Genomic DNA, 23,412 nt, shown 5'->3' on the forward strand with positions numbered 1-23,412 from the left:
CATCGTTTCATGAAAGATTTTGAGCTCAAGGGCAGGGTAGGGCCGGCGACACCGGCCCACGCCTGCCAATACTGGAGAAAGAAAGCATGAGCAACTGGTTAGTCGACAAACTGATCCCTTCGATCATGCGTTCCGAGGTGAAGAAGAGCTCGGTGCCTGAAGGCCTGTGGCACAAGTGCCCGGCCTGCGAGGCCGTGCTGTATCGTCCGGAGCTGGAAAAGACCCTGGATGTCTGCCCCAAGTGCAACCATCACATGCGCATCGGCGCACGTGCGCGCATCGATATCTTCCTCGACGCCGACGGCCGTGCCGAGCTGGGCGCCGACCTGGAGCCGGTCGACCGCCTGAAGTTCCGTGATGGCAAGAAGTACAAGGACCGCCTGGCAGGCGCGCAGAAGCAGACTGGCGAGAAAGACGCCCTGATTTCCATGAGCGGTACCCTGATGGGCATGCCGATCGTGGTCAGCGCCTTCGAGTTCTCGTTCATGGGTGGCTCCATGGGTGCCATCGTCGGCGAGCGCTTCGTGCGCGCGGCCAACTATGCCTTGGAGCACCGCTGCCCGATGGTCTGCTTCTCCGCCTCGGGCGGTGCACGCATGCAGGAAGCGCTGATTTCGCTGATGCAGATGGCCAAGACCTCGGCCGTGCTGGCGCGCCTGCGCGAAGAAGGCATCCCGTTCATCTCGGTACTGACCGACCCTGTGTACGGTGGTGTTTCCGCCAGCCTGGCCATGCTCGGTGATGTGATCGTCGGCGAGCCGAAGGCGCTGATCGGCTTCGCCGGCCCGCGCGTTATCGAGCAGACTGTGCGCGAGAAGCTGCCGGAAGGCTTCCAGCGCAGCGAGTTCCTGCTGGAGCACGGCGCCATCGACCTGATTATCTCCCGTGGCGAGCTGCGCCCGCGTCTGGCCCGCCTGCTGGCGCAGATGACCGGCCAGGAAACCCCGGAGCAAGCGCGTGAGGCGGCTGCCGTCGCGTGATGAAACAACGATCCCTGGGCGAATGGCTCGCCTACCTCGAGCAGTTGCACCCCTCGGCCATCGACATGGGCCTGGAGCGGTCGCAGAAGGTGCTGGCCCGGTTGGCGCTGGGTAAGCTGGCGCCACGCGTGGTGACGGTAACCGGCACCAACGGCAAGGGCTCGACCTGCGCCTTCGTGGCCTCGCTGCTGCGTGCCCAGGGGCTCAAGGTCGGCGTGTACAGCTCGCCGCACCTGTTGCGTTACAACGAGCGGGTGCTGATCGATGGCCAAGAGGCCAGCGATGAGCGCCTGTGCGATGCCTTCGCCGCCGTCGAGGCGGCGCGGGGCGAAATTTCCCTGACCTACTTCGAGATGGGTACCCTGGCCGCGTTCTGGTTGTTCTACCAGTCGCAGCTGGATGCCGTGGTGCTGGAAGTGGGCCTTGGTGGCCGCCTGGACACCGTGAACGTGGTGGATGCCGACCTGGCCCTGGTGACCAGTATCGGCGTCGATCATGTCGATTACCTGGGGGATACCCGCGAGCTGGTGGCTTTCGAGAAGGCCGGCATCTTCCGTCAGGGCAAGCCGGCACTGTGCGGTGACCTGGATCCGCCGCAGCCGTTGCTGGACAAGGCTGCCGAACTGGCCGCGCCGCTGTTCCTGCGCGGGCGTGACTTCGACCTGGCCAGTGCCGATGGCAGCTGGATCTGGCGCGGTATTACGGCTGATGGTGCGCAGGTAGAGCTGCGTGACCTGCCTTTGCTTGACCTGCCCATGGAAAACGCCACGCTGGCCCTGCAGGCCTACCTGCTGATGGGCCTGCCCTGGGACGCCGGGCAGATTCGCCAGGCGTTGTTGGCTACGCGCATCACTGGCCGCCTCGACCGCCGCCTGCTGAGCTGGCAGGGCAAGCCGGTGGAGCTGTTGCTGGATGTGGGGCACAACCCGCATGCTGCGCAATACCTGGCCCGGCGCCTGGCGGCTCGGCCGCTCAAGGGGCGCCGCCTGGCGGTGTTCGGCCTGCTCGCCGACAAGGACCTGGACGGTGTTGTCGCGCCGTTGCAGGGCCTGATTCACGACTGGGCGGTGGCGCCGCTGGATACCCCGCGCAGCCGCCCGGCTGCGGAGCTGGCCACGGCCTTGACGAACGTCGGCGCCGCGGTGAAGTCTTATGCCAGCGTCGACGCTGCCCTTGAAGGGCAGTGCGCGCAGGCAACGGCGGATGACCAGATCTTGCTGTTCGGTTCGTTTTTCTGTGTTGCCCAGGCACTGGAATGGCTGGAGCGGCACGCCCAGGAGGGTGGAGTAGATGGCAGTGCTGGATAAAGGGATGAAACAGCGCATGGTCGGTGCGTTGGTGCTGGTGGCGCTGGCGGTGATTTTCCTGCCGATGCTGTTCACCCGCGAGGACGAGATGCGTCAGGTGCGCGTCGAGGCCCCGCAGGCGCCGGCCATGCCAAGCCTGCCGGAAGTGAAGGTGGAGCCGGTCGCCGTGCCGGAGCCGCAGGCTATTGCGCAAGAGCCGCAACAGCCACCGGTGGTGGTGGACGAGTCCACCGCGCCGGCGAGCACGCCCAGCCAGCCGATTACACCCTCACCTCAGACCCAGCCTCAGGTGCAGGCACAGGCACAGGCCCAGGCCCAGGCCCAGCCCGCCAAGCCGCAGGCGCCCGTGTCCAAGGTCGAGCCTCAGCCGGCAGCCAAGCCGGCCGCGCCGTCGAAGATCGACGTCAATGGCCTGCCGGTCAGTTGGTCCATCCAGTTGGCCAGCCTGTCCAACCGTGCCGGGGCCGAGAAACTGCAGCAAACCTTGCGTAGCCAGGGTTACAACGCCTATATCCGCTCGGCCGGTGGCATGAACCGCGTTTACGTAGGGCCGCTGATCGAGCGTGCCGAGGCCGAACGCGTACGTGACGCGATCAATCGCCAGAACAGCCTCAAGGGCTTTGTGGTGCGCTTCCAGCCTGAGCGCAGCTGATATCCCTGGGGCGGCTTTGCCGCCCATTCGCGGGTGAACCCGCTCCCACAGGGAGCGCGCAATGGCAGGGTTTGCACATCACCTGTGGGAGCGGGTTTACCCGCGAATGATCCAGCACCAATCCACCTGACATTCCGCTTACCCAACCCCCCACCGCTCTGTTAAAATGCGCCGCCTCAAACGTCTGCAGGCAGCACCGTGGCATTTACCTTGGTCGATTGGGCGATCATCGCGATCATCGCCGTCTCCACACTGATCAGTCTCAAGCGCGGCTTCGTCAAGGAAGCCTTGTCCTTGCTCATCTGGATCATTGCCGGTGCGGTTGCCTGGATGTTCGGCGGTTCGCTCTCGGTGTATCTTGAAAGCTACATCCAGACGCCGTCGATGCGCGTCATCGCCGGCTGCGCCATTCTTTTCGTCGCCACCTTGCTGGTGGGGGCCATGATCAACTTCCTCATCGGCGAGCTGATCCGCGTGACCGGGCTGTCCGGTACCGATCGTTTCCTGGGCATGGCCTTCGGCGCCGCGCGCGGGGCCTTGCTGGTGGTGGTGGCCATCGGGCTGATCAGCCTGGGGCCGGTTCAACAGGACACCTGGTGGCAGGAATCACGCCTGATACCACAATTTCTCTTGGTCGCCGACTGGTCGAAAAACCTGATCCTGGGTTTTACCGGCCAGTGGACACCCAGTGGGCTGATCGGCACTCCAGCTGATCTTCCGTTCAAGGAACAGTTGCTCGGGCCGGCAAAGCCCTGAGCGCTATTCACTCAAGTTTCGTCAAAGTAGGGGTTGCGTCGCATGTGTGGCATCGTCGGTATCGTCGGTAAGTCGAACGTCAATCAGGCGCTGTATGACGCGCTTACGGTCCTCCAGCACCGCGGCCAGGACGCTGCCGGTATCGTGACCAGCCATGACGGCCGGTTGTTCCTGCGCAAGGATAATGGCCTGGTGCGCGACGTGTTCCAGCAGCGCCACATGCAGCGCCTGGTCGGCAGCATCGGCATCGGCCACGTGCGCTACCCGACCGCGGGCAGCTCTACCTCGGCCGAGGCCCAGCCGTTCTACGTCAACTCGCCGTACGGCATCACCCTGGCACACAACGGCAACCTGACCAACGTCGAACAGCTGGCCAAGGAGATCTACGAGTCCGACCTGCGCCACGTCAACACCAACTCCGACTCGGAAGTCCTGCTGAACGTGTTCGCCCATGAGTTGGCGGTACGTGGCAAGCTGCAGCCGACCGAAGAAGACGTGTTCGCCGCGGTTTCCCACGTGCACAGCCGCTGCGTCGGCGGTTATGCCGTGGTGGCGATGATCACCGGCTACGGCATCGTCGGCTTCCGTGACCCCAACGGCATCCGCCCGGTGGTGTTCGGCCAGCGTCACACCGACGAAGGCGTGGAATACATGATCGCCTCGGAAAGCGTGGCCCTGGACGTGCTCGGCTTCACCCTGATCCGCGACCTGGCGCCGGGCGAAGCGGTGTACATCACCGAAGAAGGTCAGCTGTATACCAAGCAGTGCGCCGAAGCACCGAAGCTGCAGCCGTGCATCTTCGAGCATGTCTACCTGGCCCGCCCGGACTCGATCATGGATGGCGTATCGGTGTACAAGGCCCGTCTGCGCATGGGTGAAAAACTGGCCGACAAGATCATGCGCGAGCGCCCCGAGCACGACATCGACGTGGTCATCCCGATCCCGGACACCAGCCGCACCGCGGCCCTGGAGCTGGCCAACCGCCTGGGCGTGAAGTTCCGCGAAGGTTTCGTCAAGAACCGCTACATCGGCCGTACCTTCATCATGCCCGGCCAGGCCGCGCGCAAGAAATCGGTACGCCAGAAGCTCAACGCCATCGAGCTGGAGTTCCGCGGCAAGAACGTGATGCTGGTGGACGACTCGATCGTGCGTGGCACCACTTGCAAGCAGATCATCCAGATGGCCCGCGAAGCCGGCGCCAAGAACGTCTACTTCTGCTCCGCAGCGCCTGCGGTGCGCTACCCCAACGTCTACGGCATCGACATGCCGAGTGTTCACGAACTGATCGCCCACAACCGTACCACCGAACAAGTGGCCGAGTTGATTGGCGCCGACTGGCTGGTCTACCAGGACCTGCCGGACCTGATCGACTCGGTCGGCGGCGGCAAAATCAAGATCGACCACTTCGATTGCGCGGTATTCAACGGTGAGTACGTCACCGGCGATATCGACGAAGCCTACCTCGACCGTATCGAGCAGGCTCGTAACGACCTGGCCAAGGTCAAGAACCAGGCGGTCAGCGCGATCATCGACCTCTACAACAACTGATTTCGGGAGCGACGGCATGACGGATCAATGGGATGCCGGGCGACTGGACAGTGACCTCGAGGGTGTCGGTTTCGACACCCTGGCGGTGCGCGCCGGTCAAAACCGTACACCGGAGGCCGAGCACAGCGAAGCGCTGTTCCTGACCTCCAGCTATGTGTTCCGCACGGCTGCTGACGCGGCCGCACGCTTTGCCGGCGAAACGCCGGGCAACGTCTATTCGCGCTACACCAACCCGTCTGTGCGTGCCTTCGAGGAGCGCCTGGCGGCCATGGAAGGCGCCGAGCAGGCCGTGGGCACCTCCACCGGCATGGCGGCGATCCTTGCCGTAGTGATGTCGTTGTGCAGTGCCGGTGACCATGTGCTGGTTTCGCAGAGCGTCTTCGGCTCGACCATCAGCCTGTTCGAGAAGTACTTCAAGCGCTTTGGCGTGCAGGTGGACTATGTGCCACTGGTCGATCTCGCTGGCTGGGAAAAGGCCATCAAGGCCAATACCAAGCTGCTGATCGTCGAGTCGCCGTCCAACCCGCTGGCCGAGCTGGTCGATATCACCGCGCTCAGCGAAATCGCCCATGCCCATGGTGCGATGCTGGTGGTGGACAACTGCTTCAGCACCCCGGCGCTGCAGCAGCCTTTGAAACTGGGTGCCGACATCGTGTTCCACTCGGCCACCAAGTTCATCGACGGCCAGGGCCGCTGCATGGGTGGCGTGGTTGCCGGCCGTGCCGAGCAGATGAAAGAAGTGGTGGGTTTCCTGCGTACCGCAGGCCCGACCCTCAGCCCGTTCAACGCCTGGATCTTCACCAAGGGCCTGGAAACCTTGCGCCTGCGCATGCGTGCGCACTGCGAAAGCGCCCAGGTACTGGCCGAATGGCTGGAGCAGCAGGAGGGCGTGGAGAAGGTGCACTATGCCGGCCTGCCGAGCCACCCGCAGCACGAACTGGCCAAGCGCCAGATGAGTGGCTTTGGTGCGGTGGTCAGCTTCGAGGTCAAGGGTGGCAAAGAGGGCGCCTGGCGCTTCATCGACGCTACCCGGGTGATTTCCATCACCACCAACCTGGGTGACAGCAAGACCACCATCGCCCACCCGGCCACCACCTCCCACGGCCGCCTGACGCCGCAGGAGCGTGAAGCCGCCGGTATCCGCGACAGCCTGATCCGCGTTGCCGTGGGCCTGGAAGATGTGGCCGATCTGCAGGCCGACCTGGCGCGCGGGTTGGCTGTCCTGTGATTGAAATCCGCGGCGGTACGCCCGGCCATAACGGCCGGGTAGCCCTGGTGACCGGTGCCGCGCGCGGCATCGGCCTGGGCATTGCCGCGTGGTTGATCTGCGAAGGCTGGCAGGTGGTGCTCAGTGACCTCGATCGCCAGCGCGGCGCCAAGGCGGCCAAGGCCCTGGGCGACAATGCCTGGTTCATCACCATGGACGTTGCCGATGAGGCCCAGGTCAGCGCGGGGGTGTCCGAGGTGCTGGGGCAGTTTGGCCGCCTGGACGCGCTGGTGTGCAATGCGGCCATCGCCAACCCGCACAACCAGACCCTGGAAAGCCTGAGCCTGGCGCAGTGGAACCGAGTGCTGGCGGTCAACCTCAATGGCCCGATGCTGCTGGCCAAGCATTGTGCGCCGTACCTGCGTGCGCACAATGGGGCGATCGTCAATCTCACCTCCACCCGGGCGCGGCAGTCCGAGCCCGATACCGAGGCCTACGCGGCGAGCAAGGGCGGCCTGGTGGCCTTGACCCATGCACTGGCCATGAGCCTGGGCCCGGAGATCCGCGTCAATGCGGTCAGCCCGGGCTGGATCGATGCCCGTGATCCGTCGCAGCGCCGTGCCGAGCCGTTGACCGAGGCGGACCATGCCCAGCACCCGACGGGCAGGGTAGGGACGGTGGAAGACGTTGCGGCCATGGTGGCCTGGTTGTTGTCTCGGCAAGCAGCGTTCGTCACCGGCCAGGAGTTCGTGGTCGATGGCGGCATGACCCGCAAGATGATCTACACCTGAGCATTCTGCATATCCTGTACCGGCCTCTTCGCGGGTAAACCCGCTCCCACAGGTACTGCACAGTTCTCAAGACCTGTGCAGTACCTGTGGGAGCGGGTTTACCCGCGAAGAGGCCGGCACAGACAACCACACCGCTTTTGCTTTTTTGAAAAAAATCCAACGGGGCTATTGACTTAGCTTCGCCATCTGCGTAAATTTCGCGGCCTCAGCGAAGCAAACGCAACAAGCAACATCGCGAGGGTGATTAGCTCAGCCGGGAGAGCATCTGCCTTACAAGCAGAGGGTCGGCGGTTCGATCCCGTCATCACCCACCACTTCCTGAGATGTTCCTGGTGCTTCAGGTTTCGCAAGAAGCCGATAGCCAGAGAGGAACGCACTGCGCAGCGGTAGTTCAGTCGGTTAGAATACCGGCCTGTCACGCCGGGGGTCGCGGGTTCGAGTCCCGTCCGCTGCGCCATTTTTCAGTACAGATGGGTGCCTGGCACCGGTCTGAAGCCACAAGGTAAAACGCCTTGGGCTGATCCCAGTTTCAATCGGGCGAAAGCCTGAACGATACGCAGCGGTAGTTCAGTCGGTTAGAATACCGGCCTGTCACGCCGGGGGTCGCGGGTTCGAGTCCCGTCCGCTGCGCCATCTTCGTTTCAAGGTCCCTTGAACACCTTGAAGCAAACACAAGAGAAGCGATCATGTTATCGCTTTTTTTGTGCCTGCCCTGAGGCCATCGCGCCGAATGGGTAGACCCAGGTTTCAATCGGGCGCAAGCCTGAATGATACGCAGCGGTAGTTCAGTCGGTTAGAATACCGGCCTGTCACGCCGGGGGTCGCGGGTTCGAGTCCCGTCCGCTGCGCCATCTTCGCCTCGAGGCCCCTTGAACGCCTCGAAGCCACGAGAAAGCGACCTTCGGGTCGCTTTTTTCGTTTTTGCGCTTGGCAATTGCCGCCGTTGACCCAGATTTACACGAACCTGACAGACTCTTCACCGATCAGCGGTTCCTGTGCCTGCCTGCTGTGTTGCACAATAGGCACCTTCTCGACTTACCCGGAATTCGCAATGACCAGATCTTCCGTCTTTGGTGCGCTCGGGCTGGCCCTGGTGCTGGCGGGCGTGACCGGTTGTTCCTCGAAAAAAACCGCCGTCTACGAGCACGAGAACTTCGATGACTCGGGCACCTTCTCGCGCAGCTTCCCGGTGACCGATGCCGGCTCCTGCGAGGCCGCCCGGCGCGCCTTGCTAAGCCAGGGCTACATCATCACCAGCAGCGGCGCCAACCAGGTAGTGGGCAACAAGAGCTTCCAGCAGAACAGCGAGAACCACCTGCAGATCAGCTTCAACGTCACCTGTGCGCCGGATGTGAGCGACGAGCAGCGTTCGACCATGTTCGCCAACGCCCTGCAGGACCGCTACGCCCTGAAAAAGTCCAATACCTCCGCCAGCCTGGGCGTTGGTGTACTGGGATCGGTGTCGATGCCGATCGGCTCCAGCGACGACTCGATGGTCAAAGTGGCCAGCGAGACGGTGACGGCGGCGCAGTTCTATGACCGCTATTTCGCCCTGGTGGAGAGCTACCTGCCAAAGCCCAGGCCTGAACAGCAGAGCAAGACCAAGGTCGAGCAGCCCGCGCCGAAGGTCGAGGCGCCAGCGGCTGCCCTGGGGCTTCCGGAGCAGGCTGCGGCGGCGCCGGTGGCACCGGCCCCGACAGCGGCACCTTTGGTTGAAGCGGCGCCCGCCCCGGCTGCCGTCACCCCAGCCAGCGAGGCAGTAGCGGCACCGGTGGTGGATGACAGCCAGGGCTCGCAACCGGTGGCCCCGCCAGCGGAGGCGGCACCTATTGAAGTACAGCAGCAAGCCCAGCCTGCCGAGGCCGACGAGACCGCGGCCCCCGCACTTTGATGGCTTGCCTGTACCGGCCTCTTCGCGGGTTTACCCGCGAAGAGGCCGGCGCAGCCAGTGCACATCCCCTGTTACAGACACCCGCTGATAACTTCTTGAACACCTGCTACGTTTACCACTCATAAGCTTGTCATCATTCCTTCACTCCACCTGCTTAGGTTGAAGGCGACACCGATAAAGATCATGAGATGAGAGGACGCAGGGCTATGGACGAATATCAGGAAGAGCTTCTCGAATTCCAGGCTTATGAACTGGACACCCCGGAGCCGGCTGACGACGCTACCGAGCTCTAGCCTACCCGCCGCTGGCTGCGGCGGAACTCCCCCGGTGTAAGGCCCGTCCAGCGCTTGAAGGCGCGCTGGAAGGCCTCGGCCGATGCAAACCCCAGCAGATAGGCAATTTCGCCGAAGGCCAGCTCCGTATCGCGGATATAGGTCTCGGCGAGGTCGCGCCGTGTTTCGTTGAGCAGGTCGCGAAAGCGCGTGCCTTCCTCGGCCAGTTTGCGGCGCAAGGTCCAGGTTGGCAGCTGCAGGTGCAGCGCCACTTCTTCCAGGTCCGGTTCACGGCCACCATTGAGCAACGGGCCCAGCAGATGGGTGATGCGCTCACCCAGGCTGCGTACGCGCGTGCGTTGCAGCATCTCCGTTTCGCACAGCTGCAGCAGGTGCTGCCAGGTGCTCGGGCAGTGCCTGGGGTTGGCCAGTTGCAGCGTGGCGCGGCTCAGGCGCAGCTGGTTGGCGTCGGCCGCGAACTGCACGGTTGCGCTACATAGTGGTTGGTAGCGCGCGGCGTAGGCGGGTGCGGCGAACTCGATATCCATATGTTCGGCCTGCACCGCCGTACCGACCAGGTCGGCGAGCTGGGCAAGCCAGCCGGCGAGTAGCGAATCGACCACGAAACGGTTGTAGGCGTTGTAGGGGCTGATGGAGTAGAAGCGTAGCCAGGCGCCCTGGGCATCTTCCTGAAAACTGGAGTGGCCGCGGTAGTTGGCGGCGTAAAGGGGCTCGAAGCGCAACAGGGTGCGTGCCGCCTCGCCCAGGTTCGGCGCCTGCGCAGCGGTGACCCCGGCCAGGCCTGCATGCGCCAGGCGGCTCAGGCGCCCCATGTGCAGGCCAAGTGCGGCCTCGCCGCACAGTTCGATGGCGGCGTGCCCCAGGTGCATGTAGCGCGGGATCGACAAGCGTGCATTGGCCTCGCCCAGGCGTGCCGCGTCCAGGCCATAGCGCTGCAGCAGCGGCTCCGGGTCGTGGCCGAGCTCGCGCAGGGCCTCGCTCAGCGGCTGGACAAAGCCGACCGAAAGGTCGCCCAGGCGCACACGGGGGCGAGCCATTGGCCTACAACCACAGGTTCAACAGGCGGGCGCCAGGGCTGGGCGTTCCCGCCAGCAGTTCGCCGGCCTGGCGGGCAAAGCCCTGGCCGTCGCTACCCTGTTCCCAGAACTGCCCGCGCATGAACACGCTCATGCTGCTGACGCCGGCCCCGCCTGCCTCGGTCAGGCGTTGCCAGGCGGCCTGTTCACTGACTTCGCCGCGCTGCAAGGCCAGCCCGGCGCTGGCATCCTGATGGCGATTGCCGCGCCACGGCGCTTGCCAGCTGCCCTTGCCGCTTAGAAACACCGGGTTGGCGACCAGTTGTACCGCCTGTCGTGCCAGTTGCTGGTGGTTTTCCGGGTACCAGCTGTCACTGCCCACCAGTACGCCCAGGCGCCCCGCAGGGGTTTGCAATACCTGCAGCGGGTGCTGGCGGCCATCTTGCACATAACGGCGCATTTCGCTGTCGGGGAACTGCTGGTGTTGCGGTTGGCCCAGCAGCGAGCCGTCACCGGCGAACACCACGCTGCTGTTGAACAGCGGGCCGCTACCGGCATGCAGCACACCCTGTTTCACGTAGGGGGCGGGCAGCACGATGGAGCCGGCTACCAAAGTGACGTTGAATTCCTTGGCCAGGCCACCGAACAGTTGCTGGTAGTCCGCAGCCATCTGCTCGGCCTTCATGCGCAGGTGCGCGTCGGCGCGCCAGTCGTCCCCGTCGGCACGGAGCATGGCCAGGCCATAGCGCAGCGGGTTGCTCAGTTCCAGCCATTGCAGGGCTTCACGGCTTTGCGTGACCTGGTACAACTCGTTCTTTTCCCCACGCGCCCACAGCCAGGTACCGATGTGCTCCGGTAGCACCACCACCGTGCGCGGGCCCACCAGCCCTTGGGCGCGGGCCTGCTCCAGGTACGCCGCGAGCTTGCGACGCAGGCGTTGCAGGTTCTGGTAATCGCCAGGGTAGAGCACCGGCTCGATACCCAGCAGGTTGCCGTGCTCGCCCGGCACGCCATGGTTGAGCGCCAGTTCGATTCGTAAATCGGAAAGGTAGTGGCCTTCCGGGCGTTGCATCGTCCAGAAGCCATAGCCGCAGAGGGCGGCGATCATCACCAGCGCCAGGGCGCTTGCCAGGAGTTTTCGCATGGAGCAGAACAGCGCCTTGGAAACGAGAGTTTCCTAGGGTAGTCGCGCTGTGCGCGATGATCAATAACTTGTCAGTTTCGATCATTGAGCCCATTCAAACGGCTGTTTAATGTCGCAGGCAGACAAACGACGGGGCCCGCCAGCCGGTGCGGCGCCCGCATCCCGTGATCACGCCACCTGGGGACCTTCTTCCATGGCCGCCGACCGCTACCCGCACCTGCTTGCCCCGCTCGACCTGGGCTTCACTACCCTGCGCAACCGCACCCTGATGGGCTCGATGCACACTGGCCTCGAAGAGCGCCCGGGCGGCTTCGAGCGCATGGCGGCGTACTTTGCCGAGCGCGCCCGCGGTGGCGTCGGCCTGATGGTCACCGGCGGCATTGCACCCAACGATGAGGGCGGGGTGTATTCCGGCGCGGCCAAGCTCAGCACCGAGGAAGAGGCCGACAAGCACCGTATCGTCACCGATGCCGTGCATGCCGCCGGTGGCAAGATCTGCCTGCAGATCCTGCATGCCGGGCGCTATGCCTACAGCCCGCGCCAGGTGGCGCCCAGTGCGATCCAGGCGCCGATCAACCCGTTCAAGCCCAAGGAACTGGACGAGGCGGGTATCGAGAAGCAGATCGCCGACTTCGTCAATTGCGCAGTGCTGGCCCAGCGCGCTGGTTACGACGGCGTCGAGATCATGGGTTCGGAAGGCTACTTCATCAACCAGTTCCTCGCCGCCCACACCAACCACCGTACCGACCGCTGGGGCGGCAGCTATGAAAACCGCATGCGCCTGGCGGTGGAAATCGTCAGCCGGGTGCGCGAAGCGGTAGGGCCGAACTTCATCATCATCTTCCGCCTGTCGATGCTCGACCTGGTCGAGGGCGGCAGCACCTGGGATGAAATCGAGCTGCTGGCCAAGGCTATCGAGAAAGCCGGCGCGACCTTGATCAATACCGGCATCGGCTGGCACGAAGCGCGTATCCCGACCATTGCCACCAAGGTGCCGCGGGCAGCATTCAGCAAGGTCACCGCCAAGCTGCGTGGCGTGGTGAACATTCCGCTGATCACTACCAACCGCATCAACACCCCGGAAGTTGCCGAGGCGGTGCTGGCGGAGGGCGATGCCGACATGGTCTCGATGGCTCGGCCTTTCCTGGCCGACCCGGACTTCGTCAACAAGGCCGCTGCCGGCCGCGGCGACGAGATCAACACCTGCATCGGCTGCAACCAGGCCTGCCTGGACCATACTTTCGGCGGCAAGCTGACCAGTTGCCTGGTCAACCCGCGTGCCTGCCACGAGACCGAGCTCAACTACCTGCCGGTGCGCACCGTCAAGCGCATTGCCGTGGTCGGCGCCGGCCCGGCGGGCCTGGCAGCGGCTACGGTAGCGGCCGAGCGTGGCCACGTGGTGACCTTGTTCGACAGCGCCAGCGAAATCGGTGGCCAGTTCAATGTGGCCAAGCGGGTGCCGGGCAAGGAAGAGTTCCATGAAACCCTGCGCTACTTCCGCAACAAGGTCGCCAGCACCGGCGTGGACCTGCGCCTGAACACCCGGGTCGATGTGCAGGCCCTGGTGGACGGTGGCTACGACGAGATTATCCTGGCCACCGGCATCGCCCCGCGCACGCCGGCCATCCCCGGTATCGAGCATGCCAAGGTGCTCAGCTACCTGGACGTGCTGCTCGAGCGCAAGCCGGTGGGCAAGGCTGTCGCGGTAATTGGCGCGGGTGGCATCGGCTTCGACGTTTCCGAGTACCTGGTGCATCAGGGCGTGGCCACCAGCCAGGACCGTGAGGCGTTCTGGAGGGAGTGGGGTATCGACACCCACCTGCAGGCACGCGGTGGCGTGGCCGGGATCAAGGCCGAGCCGCATGCCCCGGCGCGGCAGGTGTACCTGTTGCAGCGCAAGAAATCCAAGGTGGGTGACGGCCTGGGCAAGACTACCGGCTGGATTCACCGTACCGGGTTGAAGAACAAGCGGGTGCAGATGCTCAACAGCGTCGAATACCTGGGCATCGACGATGCCGGCCTGCATATTCGCGTGGCCGATGGCGAGCCGCAGATGCTGGCGGTGGACAACGTGGTGATCTGTGCCGGGCAGGAACCGCTGCGCGAACTGCAGGACGGGCTTGTGGCGACGGGGCAGTCGGTGCACTTGATCGGTGGCGCTGATGTGGCGGCCGAGCTGGATGCCAAGCGGGCGATCAACCAGGGTTCGAGATTGGCGGCTGAACTCTGAGATCGCCGGGCCGCTGCGCGGCCCTGTGGGAGCGGGTTCACCCGCGAAGAAGGGCACGCGGTGCATGGCACCGGCTCTGCCGGTGTTCGCGGGTGAACCCGCTCCCACAGGGGCGTAACGGGCTCCCAAGGTTTCCCTGTAAACTGCGATCCATGCCTGCACTCGACCTTCCCCAAGCCCCATTGCACCCCCTGAACCTGCCCTGGCTGCAGCAAGCCAAGGTCGCAGCCGCCATCCTGCGCCTGGACCTGATCGACCCGCTGATCAGTGGCAACAAGTGGTTCAAGCTTCGCCACCACCTGCAACAGGCCAGCGCCAGCAACGCCCCGGGCCTGATCAGCCTGGGCGGCAACCATTCCAACCACCTGCACGCCCTGGCAACCGCTGGCAAGCGCTTCGGCTTCGCCACCGCCGGCCTGCTGCGTGGCCACGCCCAGGACACGCCAACCGTGCGTGACCTGCAGGCGCTGGGCATGCAACTGCACTGGCTGGGCTATGGCGGCTACCGTGCACGAAACGAAGCGGGTTTCTGGGAGCCCTGGCAGGCACGCTACCCGGGTTGGCACTGCATCCCCGAAGGGGGCGGCGGGCTGGCCGGAGCACAGGGCTGCGCGCTGATCATGCAACAGGCGCAAGCGCAGATCGCGGCACTGGGCTGGTCGGGCTACGACGCCTGGTGGCTGGCCAGCGGAACGGGGACTACCTTGGCCGGCCTGGTAATGGCCGAGGCGGGCGCACATGTCGTGCATGGTGCATTGGCTGTACCCAGGAGCCATGGTGTACCGGAGGCGGTAGCGACATTGGCCGGTGCGCATGGCTACCAGCTGCACGACGCCTGCCGTGGCGGTTTCGGCAAGTTCGACGCTGAGCTGCTGGCGTTCGTTGCCGACTGCGAGCGGCACACCGGCGTGCCGCTCGAAGCCCTGTACACCGGCAAAGCCCTGCTGGCCCTGCGTGAGCAGGTCGAGGCCGGGCTGTTCGCGCCCGGCACCCGTCTGCTCTTCGTACACACCGGCGGCCTGCAGGGCCGGCGCGGTTACTTGTAGGGCAGCATGCGCAACAGCGTGTTGTCGCGCTTGATGTAGTGGTGGTACAGGCCGGCCACCGCGTGCAGGCCGATCAGCCAGTAGCCCCAGCTGCCGATGCGTTCATGCCAGCCTTTGATGAACTTGGCCTGGTCCGGGTTCGGGCCGATCAGGTGCGGCAGCTCCAGGCCGAAGAACGGCACCGGCTTGTCGGCGGCGCTGAGAATCAGCCAGCCGGCCAGCGGCAGGATGATCATCAACAGGTACAACGCCAGGTGCATCAGGTGCGCCAGGCCGGTCTGCCAAGCTGCAGGCTTGGGCACGATGGGTGGGGTCGGGCGGCTCAGGCGGATGGCCAGGCGCAACCAGACCAGCACGAACACGCTGAGCCCGAGCATGAAGTGCAAGTCCTTCATCAGGTTGCGTTCGACGCTGTCCTTGGGGAACAGGCCACGCAGTTCGATAAGGGCATAGACAGCGGCCAGCAGCACCAGCATCAGCCAATGCAAGGCGATGGACAGGCGCGCGTAATGGGTCGCGGAGGTGGATGAAACCATTGATCGGTCCTCGTCATCAGGTCGGAATGGCGCTCTTGCTGGCGCTCAGGTAGTACTGTAATGGCTATGGGGGCACAAATCTTTGCGCCAGGTCTGTGAAAATTGTGTTGTCTGCACCGGCCTCTTCGCGGGTAAACCCGCTCCCACAAGGACTGCACAGTCTTCATGTGCTGCGCGGAACCTGTGGGAGCGGGTTTACCCGCGAAAGGGCCAGTAAAGGCAACATCAGACATCGGGTAGATGCGGCCAATCGTCAGCCACCAGAAACACCCGCTCGGCCTCCTGCCACGCCCCGTCAGCCTCTTGCTCCAACCTCACCAGCAACTGCGCCGGAGCCTGCCGCTCCAGCACGTAAAGCCACGCCGCAAACTGCTCCACCGCCCAGCACTCATGCGCCTCGACCCGCGCCAGCGCCAGCCAGGCATGCCGTTGCAGCGGCTGCCATCGCTCACCTTCGCCCATGACCCAGTCTCGCCGCCGCAGCCAGCGCCCGCGCAAATGCTGCGGGTTGGCGCCCAGTGGTGGCTGCGCATGCCCAGGCCACGGGTAGAACAGATAGCCACCCAGCCATACATGCGCCTGCACCTGCTCCACCCCCAGCCGTGCCAGCACCTCGCGGCTGTGTACCCCGGCCGACATGGGCAGTTGGTGCCGTGCAAGGTGCGCCAGTTTGCTTCCCAGGCGGTCATGGCAGCCTGGCCCCAGCCAGGCGCCGGGGTCGTGCCCGGCGTGCTCCGGGCCCAGGTACAGCTTGATGGCCAGTTCCAGGTGGTGCACGCCGTCGCGGTCGCGCAGCACCACATCCAGCTCACCCAGGGTGCGCCCGGCTTCGCGAATCGCCAGGTTGGCCGCCAGCAGTTCGATGCCCGGCGCCTGGCCCAGGGCGAATTGCCACAGCCGTTCGTAGTAGTGCCCCAGGCGCCGGCTGCCCAGTTGCGCCAGCCAGTCGCGCAAGGGGCGGTCATCGTCATCCAGCGCCCGCAGCCAGTCTGCCAGGCACTGTGGCTGGTCCGCCCACAGGCTGCCCGCCAGCGGGTGGCGCTGGGGGCAGGGCGGGGCGCTGAGCAACGGGGGCGACAGCAGGGCCCAGGCCAGGTCGCGCACGTTGGGGCGACGTAGTTGCCGGGGCAGGTCGTGGAGCAGGGCGAATGGCATCATCCTGCGAGCATAGCCGGTTTGCCGCTAGCCGGTGGTTTCGCCCATAATCGCGGCATAGTCACCCGCCGCAGAGCCTCGCAGGAGCCCCATGGAGCAATTTCGCAATATCGGTATCATCGGCCGCCTTGGTAGCTCGCAGGTGCTCGACACCATTCGCCGACTGAAAAAATTCCTCCTCGAGCGGCACCTGCACGTGATCCTCGAGGACACCATTGCCGAAGTGCTGCCCGGCCATGGCCTGCAAACCTCAACCCGCAAGTTGCTGGGCGAGGTCTGCGACCTGGTCATCGTGGTCGGCGGCGACGGTAGCCTGCTGGGCGCCGCCCGCGCCTTGGCCCGGCACAACATTCCAGTGCTGGGCATCAACCGTGGCAACCTGGGCTTCCTCACCGACATCCGCCCTGACGAACTGGAACAGAAGGTCGCCGAAGTGCTCGACGGCCACTACCTGGTAGAAAACCGCTTCCTGCTGCAGGCCGAGGTTCGCCGCCACAACGAAGCCATTGGCCAGGGTGATGCACTGAACGACGTGGTACTGCACCCGGGCAAGTCCACGCGCATGATCGAGTTCGAGATCTACATCGATGGCCAGTTCGTCTGCAGCCAGAAGGCCGACGGCCTGATCGTCGCCACCCCCACCGGCTCCACCGCCTACGCGCTGTCGGCCGGCGGCCCGATCATGCACCCCAAGCTCGACGCCATCGTCATCGTGCCGATGTACCCGCACACCCTGTCGGGCCGGCCGATCGTGGTCGACGGCAACAGCGAGCTGAAGATCGTGGTGTCCAAGGACCTGCAGATCTACCCGCAAGTATCCTGTGATGGCCAGAACCACTTCACCTGCGCCCCCGGCGACACCATCACGGTGAGCAAGAAGCCGCAGAAGCTGCGCCTGATCCACCCGCTGGACCACAATTACTACGAGGTCTGCCGCACCAAGCTCGGCTGGGGCAGCCGCCTGGGAAGCAGGGACGACTGATGCTCGATCCGGCGCGTAGTTTCGACATCATCGGTGACGTGCACGGTTGTGCGCTGACCCTTGAACGCCTGCTCGACGCCCTTGGTTACAAGCGTGTGGCAGGCGTGTGGCGCCACCCGCGGCGCCAGGCGCTGTTCCTTGGCGACATCGTCGACCGCGGGCCACGCATTCGCGAGGCGCTGCACATCGTCCACGACATGGTCGAGGCCGGCCAGGCGTTCTGCATCATGGGTAACCACGAGTACAACGCCCTGGGCTGGGTCACTCCGGCACTGCCTGGCAGCGGCAAGGCCTTCGTGCGCGAGCATACGCCGCGCCACGCCCGGTTGATCGACGAAACCCTGACTCAGTTTGCCCACCACCCCGCCGACTGGCACGACTTCGTCAACTGGTTCTACGAATTGCCGCTGTTCGTCGACGCCGGGCGCTTCCGCCTGGTGCATGCCTGCTGGGACCCGCGGCTGATCGAGCCGCTGCGCCAGCAGTACCCCGACGGGCGTATCGACGAGCACTTCATCCAGGCCTCGGCGGTGAGCGGCAGCTTTGCCGCCACCGCGTGCAACCGCCTGCTGCGCGGCACCGACATGCGCCTGCCGGACGGCCTGACCCTCACCGGTGGCGACGGCCTGACCCGTGCCTTCTTCCGTACCAAGTTCTGGGAAGAAGACCCGCAAACCTACGGCGACATAGTGTTCCAGCCAGACGCCCTGCCCGCGGAAGTGGCCAACACCCCGCTCAGCCACAGCCAGAAGAACGCCCTGCTGCGCTATGCCGAAGACGAGCCCATGCTGTTCGTCGGCCATTACTGGCGCAGCGGCCGCCCGGCGCCGATCCGCGCCAACCTGGCCTGCCTGGACTACAGCGCCGTGCTCTACGGCAAGCTGGCTGCCTACCGGCTGGATGATGAAACCCGCATCGACCCACACAAGTTCGTCTGGGTCGATGTCGACCGCCCACAGGCCAGCCAATGAACATTATCGAAGTGATGCGCCTGCCGCTGTCGGTCGACCTCAGCGGCTTCGTTCACCTGCTACAGCGCCTGCAAGTGCCGCACCGGGTCAGCGAGGAGGGCGATGCCCAGGTGCTCTGGGCCCCCGACACCCTGGCCGATGACGTCCGCGAACTCTACCAGCGCTACCCTGACGGCAACGCCGACCTCGAACTTGCAAAGGGCCCTGTGGGAGCGGGTTCACCCGCGAATAGCCCCACACAGCCCTCCCTTGCGGAACAGGCCAAAGCCTGCAAAGTCACCACTATCACCCTGCTGCTGTGCTTCATCGTCGCCGGCCTGACCGGCCTGGGCGACAACTTCACCACCATCAGCTGGTTCACCTTCCTCGATTTCCGCGTCCAGGGCGACTACCTGTACTTCAGCCCGCTGGCGCAAAGCCTGGACGAAGGCCAGTGGTGGCGACTGGTATCGCCCATGCTGTTGCATTTCGGCGTGCTGCACCTGGCCATGAACAGCCTGTGGTACTGGGAGCTGGGCAAACGCATCGAATTGCGCCAGGGCCCGTGGGCGCTGCTGGGCCTGACCTTGCTGTTCAGCCTGGTGTCCAACCTGGCCCAGCACTACAGCAGCGGGCCGAGCCTGTTCGGTGGCTTGTCTGGTGTGCTGTACGGCCTGCTCGGGCACATCTGGCTGTTCCAGTGGCTGGCGCCAAACCGTTACTTCAACCTGCCCAAGGGCGTGCTGGTGATGATGCTGATCTGGCTGGTGGTGTGCCTGAGCGGCGTGATCGACACCCTGGGCCTTGGCCAGATCGCCAACGCCGCCCACGTCGGCGGGCTGCTCATCGGATGCCTGACCGGGCTCTTGGGTGGGGCGCTGGCCCGGCGTAAACTGTCGGCTTGAATCAGGAGACACTATGTCCACTTTCGCGCAAATGATTGAAAACATCACCCCTGAAATCTACGAGAGCCTGAAACTGGCCGTGGAAATCGGCAAATGGTCGGACGGCCGCAAGCTCACTGCCGAGCAGAAAGAGCTGTCGCTGCAAGCGGTAATCGCCTGGGAGATGAAAAACCTGCCCGAAGACCAGCGTACCGGCTACATGGGCCCGCAGGAATGCGCCTCGAAGTCCGCGCCGATCGCCAACATTCTGTTCAAGTCGGACTCGGTACATTGATCGAACTCGCTCGTGGCTCGTTGAGCAAGATGGCGGTAAGCCTGCAGGCGCCAGTGGTGCAGTACAGCTTCCGCCTGGATGACACCCAGGTGCCGGTCAACCCGCTGATCGGCCAGCGCCTGCGCCTTGAATACCTCGGCGCCATTCACTGCAGCCATTGTGGCAAGCGCACCAAGACCAGCTTCAGCCAGGGTTACTGCTACCCGTGCATGACCAAACTGGCCCAGTGCGATGTGTGCATCATGGCCCCGGAAAAGTGCCACTACGACGCTGGCACCTGCCGTGAACCGTCGTGGGGCGAACAGTTCTGCATGACCGACCATGTGGTCTACCTGGCCAATTCGTCGGGGATCAAGGTCGGTATCACCCGCGCCACCCAGCTACCCACCCGCTGGCTCGACCAAGGTGCCAGCCAGGCCCTGCCGATCATGCGCGTGGCCACCCGCCAGCAGTCCGGCCTGGTCGAAGACTTGCTGCGCAGCCAGGTGCCGGACCGCACCAACTGGCGCGCCCTGCTCAAGGGCGATGCCGAGGAGCTCGACCTGGTCGCCATTCGTGAACAGGTGTTCGACGCCTGCGCCGACGGCCTGCGCGAGCTGCAGGGGCGCTTCGGCCTGCAGGCCATCCAGCCGCTGGCCGACGCCGAAGTGGTGCAGATGAAGTACCCGGTCGAGGCCTACCCCTCGAAGATCGTCAGCTTCAACCTCGACAAGGACCCGGTAGTGGAAGGCACGCTGCTGGGCATCAAGGGCCAGTACCTGATCTTCGACACCGGTGTGATCAATATTCGCAAGTACACGGCCTACCAGTTGGCCGTGCTCCAGTAAAAGGACCTGCACATGCGTACCGAACAACCGCAAGTGATCTACCTCAAGGATTACCAGGCGCCCGAGTACCTGATCGACGAGACGCACCTGACCTTCGAGCTGTTCGAGGACCACACCCTGGTTCACGCGCAACTGGTCATGCGCCGCAACCCGGCACGCGGTGCCGGCCTGCCGCCACTGGAACTCGATGGCCAGCAGCTGGAGTTGCTGCGCGCCGCGCTGGATGACCAGGAGCTGCAGCCGGGCGATTACCAGCTCGATGCCGACAGCCTGACCTTGCAGCCCAAGGCCGAGCGCTTCACCCTCGACACCAGCGTGAAGATCCACCCCGAGAGCAACACCGCACTGGAAGGCCTGTACAAGTCGGGCAAGATGTTCTGCACCCAGTGCGAGGCCGAAGGCTTCCGCAAAATTACCTACTACCTCGACCGCCCGGACGTGATGAGCACCTTCACCACCACGGTCATCGCCGAACAGCATCGCTACCCGGTGTTGCTGTCGAACGGCAACCCCATCGGCAGCGGGCCGGCAGAAGACGGCCGCCACTGGGCGACCTGGGAAGACCCGTTCATGAAGCCGGCCTACCTGTTCGCCCTGGTGGCCGGTGACCTGTGGTGCGTCGAGGACAGCTTCACCCGCCAGTCCGGCCGTGATGTGACCCTGCGCATCTACGTAGAGCCCGAGAACATCGACAAGTGCGACCACGCCATGGTCAGCCTGAAGAAGTCCATGCGCTGGGACGAAGAAGTCTATGGCCGCGAGTACGACCTGGACATCTTCATGATTGTCGCGGTCAACGACTTCAACATGGGCGCCATGGAAAACAAGGGCCTGAACATCTTCAACTCCAGCTGTGTACTGGCTCGTGCCGAAACGGCCACCGACGCCGCGCACCAGCGTGTTGAAGGCGTGGTTGCCCACGAGTATTTCCACAACTGGTCGGGCAACCGCGTCACTTGCCGTGACTGGTTCCAGCTGTCGCTGAAAGAAGGCTTCACGGTGTTCCGCGATGCCGAATTCAGCGCCGACATGAACTCGCGCACGGTCAAGCGCATCGAAGACGTGGCCTACCTGCGAACTCACCAGTTCGCCGAAGATGCTGGCCCCATGGCCCACCCGGTACGCCCGGACAGCTTCATCGAGATCTCCAACTTCTACACCCTGACCGTGTACGAGAAGGGCGCCGAAGTGGTGCGCATGGTTCGTACCCTGCTGGGCGCCGACGGCTTCCGCAAGGGCAGCGACCTGTACTTCGAGCGCCATGATGGCCAGGCGGTGACCACCGACGATTTCATCAAGGCCATGGAAGACGCCAACGGCGTCGACTTCACCCAGTTCAAACGCTGGTACAACCAGGCCGGCACCCCGCGCCTGGAAGTCAGCGAGGCCTATGACGCGGCCGCGCAGACCTACAGCCTGACCTTCCGCCAGAGCTGCCCGCAGACCCCGGACAAGGCCGAAAAGCTGCCGTTCGTGATCCCGGTGGAGCTTGGCCTGCTGGATGCCGCAGGCAACGACCTGCCGCTGCAGCTGGCTGGTGAAGCTGCGGCGCAGGGCACCAGCCGCGTACTGTCGGTGACAGAAGCCGAGCAGACCTTCACCTTCCAGGGCATCCAGGCCAAGCCGCTGCCGTCGCTGCTGCGTGGTTTCAGCGCACCGGTCAAGCTGAGCTTCCCCTATGACCGGGACCAGCTGATGTTCCTGATGCAGCATGACAGCGATGGCTTCAACCGCTGGGAGGCGGGGCAGCAGTTGTCGGTGCAGGTGCTGCAGGAGCTGATCGGCCAGCATCAGCGTGGCGAAGCACTCAAGCTCGACCAGCGCCTGATCACCGCCCTTGGCACCGTGCTCGGCAACGAGTCGCTGGACCCGGCCATGGTTGCCGAAATGCTTTCGCTGCCAGGTGAGGCCTACCTTACCGAAATCAGCCAGGTGGCCGACGTGGACGCCATCCACGCCGCCCGCGAGTTCGCCCGCCAGCAGATCGCCGAGCAGTTGTTCGACGCCCTGTGGGCGCGCTACCAGGCCAACCGCGAAGTGTCGCGCAGCACCGCCTATGTGGCCTCGGCCGAGCATTTCGCCCGCCGCAGCCTGCAGAACATCGCGCTGTCGTACCTGATGCAGAGCGGCAAGCCGCAGGTGCTGCAGGCGACCCTGGAGCAGTTCAAGCACTGCGACAACATGACCGAGCGCCTTACCGCGCTGGCCGTGCTGGTCAACTCGCCGTTCGAGGCCGAACGCGCGAAAGCGCTGGAAGCCTTTGCCGAGCATTTCAAGGACAACCCGCTGGTCATGGACCAGTGGTTCAGCGTGCAGGCAGCCAGTGCGCTGCCGGGCGGGCTGGCGCGGGTCAAGGCGCTGATGCAGCACCCGGCGTTCACCCTGAAGAACCCGAACAAGGTACGTGCGCTGATTGGCGCCTTCGCCGGGCAGAACCTGGTCAACTTCCATGCGGCGGATGGCTCGGGCTATCGCTTCCTGGCGGACCTGGTGATCGAGCTGAATGCGCTGAACCCGCAGATTGCCTCGCGGCAACTGGCACCGCTGACCCGCTGGCGCAAGTATGACGATGCGCGTCAGGCCCTGATGAAGGGCGAGCTGGAGCGGATTCTGGCTTCTGGGGAGCTGTCCAGTGATGTGTATGAAGTGGTGAGCAAGAGCCTGGCTTGAGTTTTCTGTAGCCTGAGCTGGCCTCTTCGCGGGTAAACCCGCTCCCACAGGTACTGCACTGCTTTCATGGGCGGTGGAGGACCTGTGGGAGCGGGTTTACCCGCGAAGCTTTTTGGGCCGATAACAAAACATAACACCCCGTTCGTTGTGTTCCCGCAAACATCCCCGCTACGATCCCCTCAAGCTATTGCAGGCCTCTAGATCAGGCTTTTCGCAGTACCTGCAATGCATTGACCCGCCAAATAAAAACAC

General features: G+C 64.4%; 20 protein-coding genes and 4 tRNA genes. 20 read left to right on the top strand and 4 right to left on the bottom strand.

Annotation, left to right across the window (positions count from 1 at the left end; translation table 11 throughout):
* Positions 1–86: 86 nt before the first annotated feature.
* The 12 genes from accD (at position 87) to RIN61_RS19350 (ending at position 9,132) form a co-directional block, all read left to right on the top strand.
* Complete coding sequence (gene accD / locus RIN61_RS19295; protein WP_013971609.1) at positions 87–980, top strand: acetyl-CoA carboxylase, carboxyltransferase subunit beta; 894 nt, start codon at positions 87–89, stop codon at positions 978–980.
* Positions 980–2,287 carry a bifunctional tetrahydrofolate synthase/dihydrofolate synthase gene (gene folC, locus RIN61_RS19300; RefSeq protein WP_112251851.1) on the top strand — a complete coding sequence of 436 codons (1,308 nt, stop codon included), beginning with the start codon at positions 980–982 and terminating at the stop codon, positions 2,285–2,287. Before accD ends, folC begins: the two co-directional genes overlap by 1 nt.
* Positions 2,271–2,939 (top strand): SPOR domain-containing protein, encoded by a 669-nt coding sequence (locus RIN61_RS19305; protein ID WP_112251850.1) that lies wholly within the window; start codon positions 2,271–2,273, stop codon positions 2,937–2,939. Before folC ends, RIN61_RS19305 begins: the two co-directional genes overlap by 17 nt.
* A gap of 198 nt (positions 2,940–3,137) precedes the next feature.
* A complete protein-coding gene (locus tag RIN61_RS19310; RefSeq protein ID WP_013971612.1) occupies positions 3,138–3,695 on the top strand; it encodes a CvpA family protein in 558 nt (185 codons plus the stop codon).
* Between the two features lie 42 nt (positions 3,696–3,737).
* On the top strand, positions 3,738–5,243 hold the full coding sequence (gene purF, locus RIN61_RS19315) for an amidophosphoribosyltransferase (protein WP_085625289.1): 1,506 nt from the start codon (positions 3,738–3,740) through the stop codon (positions 5,241–5,243).
* A 16-nt stretch (positions 5,244–5,259) separates the two neighbouring features.
* Entirely contained in the window at positions 5,260–6,471 is a 1,212-nt protein-coding gene (locus RIN61_RS19320; protein ID WP_085705863.1) for an O-succinylhomoserine sulfhydrylase, read from the top strand.
* A complete protein-coding gene (locus RIN61_RS19325; RefSeq protein ID WP_013971614.1) occupies positions 6,468–7,241 on the top strand; it encodes an SDR family oxidoreductase in 774 nt (257 codons plus the stop codon). The genes RIN61_RS19320 and RIN61_RS19325 overlap by 4 nt, the downstream gene beginning before the upstream one ends.
* Before the next feature lie 238 nt (positions 7,242–7,479).
* Positions 7,480–7,555: transfer RNA gene (locus tag RIN61_RS19330), tRNA-Val, on the top strand.
* A 66-nt stretch (positions 7,556–7,621) separates the two neighbouring features.
* Positions 7,622–7,698: transfer RNA gene (locus RIN61_RS19335), tRNA-Asp, on the top strand.
* Positions 7,699–7,797: 99 nt separating this feature from the next.
* A tRNA-Asp gene (locus RIN61_RS19340) sits at positions 7,798–7,874 on the top strand.
* A 141-nt stretch (positions 7,875–8,015) separates the two neighbouring features.
* A tRNA-Asp gene (locus RIN61_RS19345) sits at positions 8,016–8,092 on the top strand.
* Positions 8,093–8,292: 200 nt separating this feature from the next.
* Positions 8,293–9,132 (top strand): DUF2242 domain-containing protein, encoded by an 840-nt coding sequence (locus tag RIN61_RS19350; RefSeq protein WP_215521129.1) that lies wholly within the window; start codon positions 8,293–8,295, stop codon positions 9,130–9,132.
* A 289-nt stretch (positions 9,133–9,421) separates the two neighbouring features.
* Here RIN61_RS19350 and RIN61_RS19355 read toward each other — a convergent pair whose 3' ends face one another.
* Both RIN61_RS19355 and RIN61_RS19360 read right to left on the bottom strand, forming a co-directional pair.
* Complete coding sequence (locus tag RIN61_RS19355) at positions 9,422–10,462, bottom strand: AraC family transcriptional regulator (RefSeq protein ID WP_313853450.1); 1,041 nt, start codon at positions 10,460–10,462, stop codon at positions 9,422–9,424.
* 4 nt (positions 10,463–10,466) lie between these two features.
* Positions 10,467–11,585 (bottom strand): carbon-nitrogen hydrolase family protein, encoded by a 1,119-nt coding sequence (locus tag RIN61_RS19360; protein WP_252378828.1) that lies wholly within the window; start codon positions 11,583–11,585, stop codon positions 10,467–10,469.
* A 193-nt stretch (positions 11,586–11,778) separates the two neighbouring features.
* Between RIN61_RS19360 and RIN61_RS19365 the strand changes: the two genes are divergently transcribed.
* Both RIN61_RS19365 and RIN61_RS19370 read left to right on the top strand, forming a co-directional pair.
* Positions 11,779–13,815 (top strand): NADPH-dependent 2,4-dienoyl-CoA reductase, encoded by a 2,037-nt coding sequence (locus tag RIN61_RS19365; RefSeq protein ID WP_215521130.1) that lies wholly within the window; start codon positions 11,779–11,781, stop codon positions 13,813–13,815.
* Between the two features lie 152 nt (positions 13,816–13,967).
* Positions 13,968–14,861, top strand: coding sequence for a 1-aminocyclopropane-1-carboxylate deaminase/D-cysteine desulfhydrase (locus RIN61_RS19370; protein ID WP_313853456.1), 894 nt, complete (start codon positions 13,968–13,970; stop codon positions 14,859–14,861).
* Here the strand turns inward: RIN61_RS19370 and RIN61_RS19375 are convergent.
* Both RIN61_RS19375 and RIN61_RS19380 read right to left on the bottom strand, forming a co-directional pair.
* Positions 14,852–15,397, bottom strand: a complete 546-nt coding sequence (locus tag RIN61_RS19375; RefSeq protein WP_133970816.1) for a cytochrome b — start codon at positions 15,395–15,397, stop codon at positions 14,852–14,854. The two genes, RIN61_RS19370 and RIN61_RS19375, sit on opposite strands and share 10 nt — an antisense overlap.
* A 225-nt stretch (positions 15,398–15,622) precedes the next feature.
* Positions 15,623–16,555, bottom strand: coding sequence for a DUF1853 family protein (locus RIN61_RS19380; protein ID WP_215521132.1), 933 nt, complete (start codon positions 16,553–16,555; stop codon positions 15,623–15,625).
* A gap of 88 nt (positions 16,556–16,643) precedes the next feature.
* Between RIN61_RS19380 and RIN61_RS19385 the strand changes: the two genes are divergently transcribed.
* Genes RIN61_RS19385 through pepN form a run of 6 tightly spaced genes read left to right on the top strand, consistent with a single transcriptional unit; the run spans position 16,644 to position 23,160 of the window.
* Positions 16,644–17,534: an NAD(+) kinase gene (locus tag RIN61_RS19385; RefSeq protein ID WP_112252068.1), complete on the top strand. Its 891-nt coding sequence runs from the start codon at positions 16,644–16,646 to the stop codon at positions 17,532–17,534.
* Positions 17,534–18,505, top strand: a complete 972-nt coding sequence (locus RIN61_RS19390; RefSeq protein ID WP_112252069.1) for a metallophosphoesterase — start codon at positions 17,534–17,536, stop codon at positions 18,503–18,505. The genes RIN61_RS19385 and RIN61_RS19390 overlap by 1 nt, the downstream gene beginning before the upstream one ends.
* Positions 18,502–19,389, top strand: coding sequence for a rhomboid family intramembrane serine protease (locus RIN61_RS19395; protein WP_112252070.1), 888 nt, complete (start codon positions 18,502–18,504; stop codon positions 19,387–19,389). Before RIN61_RS19390 ends, RIN61_RS19395 begins: the two co-directional genes overlap by 4 nt.
* Before the next feature lie 13 nt (positions 19,390–19,402).
* Positions 19,403–19,663 (top strand): YeaC family protein, encoded by a 261-nt coding sequence (locus RIN61_RS19400; protein ID WP_003260154.1) that lies wholly within the window; start codon positions 19,403–19,405, stop codon positions 19,661–19,663.
* Positions 19,660–20,490: a DUF2797 domain-containing protein gene (locus RIN61_RS19405; RefSeq protein ID WP_112252071.1), complete on the top strand. Its 831-nt coding sequence runs from the start codon at positions 19,660–19,662 to the stop codon at positions 20,488–20,490. The genes RIN61_RS19400 and RIN61_RS19405 overlap by 4 nt, the downstream gene beginning before the upstream one ends.
* Positions 20,491–20,502: 12 nt before the next feature.
* Positions 20,503–23,160, top strand: coding sequence for an aminopeptidase N (pepN, locus tag RIN61_RS19410; RefSeq protein ID WP_207880010.1), 2,658 nt, complete (start codon positions 20,503–20,505; stop codon positions 23,158–23,160).
* The last annotated feature ends 252 nt before the right edge of the window (positions 23,161–23,412 follow it).

The sequence above is a fragment of the Pseudomonas inefficax genome (assembly GCF_032164165.1).
In the GTDB taxonomy this organism is placed as follows: domain Bacteria; phylum Pseudomonadota; class Gammaproteobacteria; order Pseudomonadales; family Pseudomonadaceae; genus Aquipseudomonas; species Aquipseudomonas inefficax.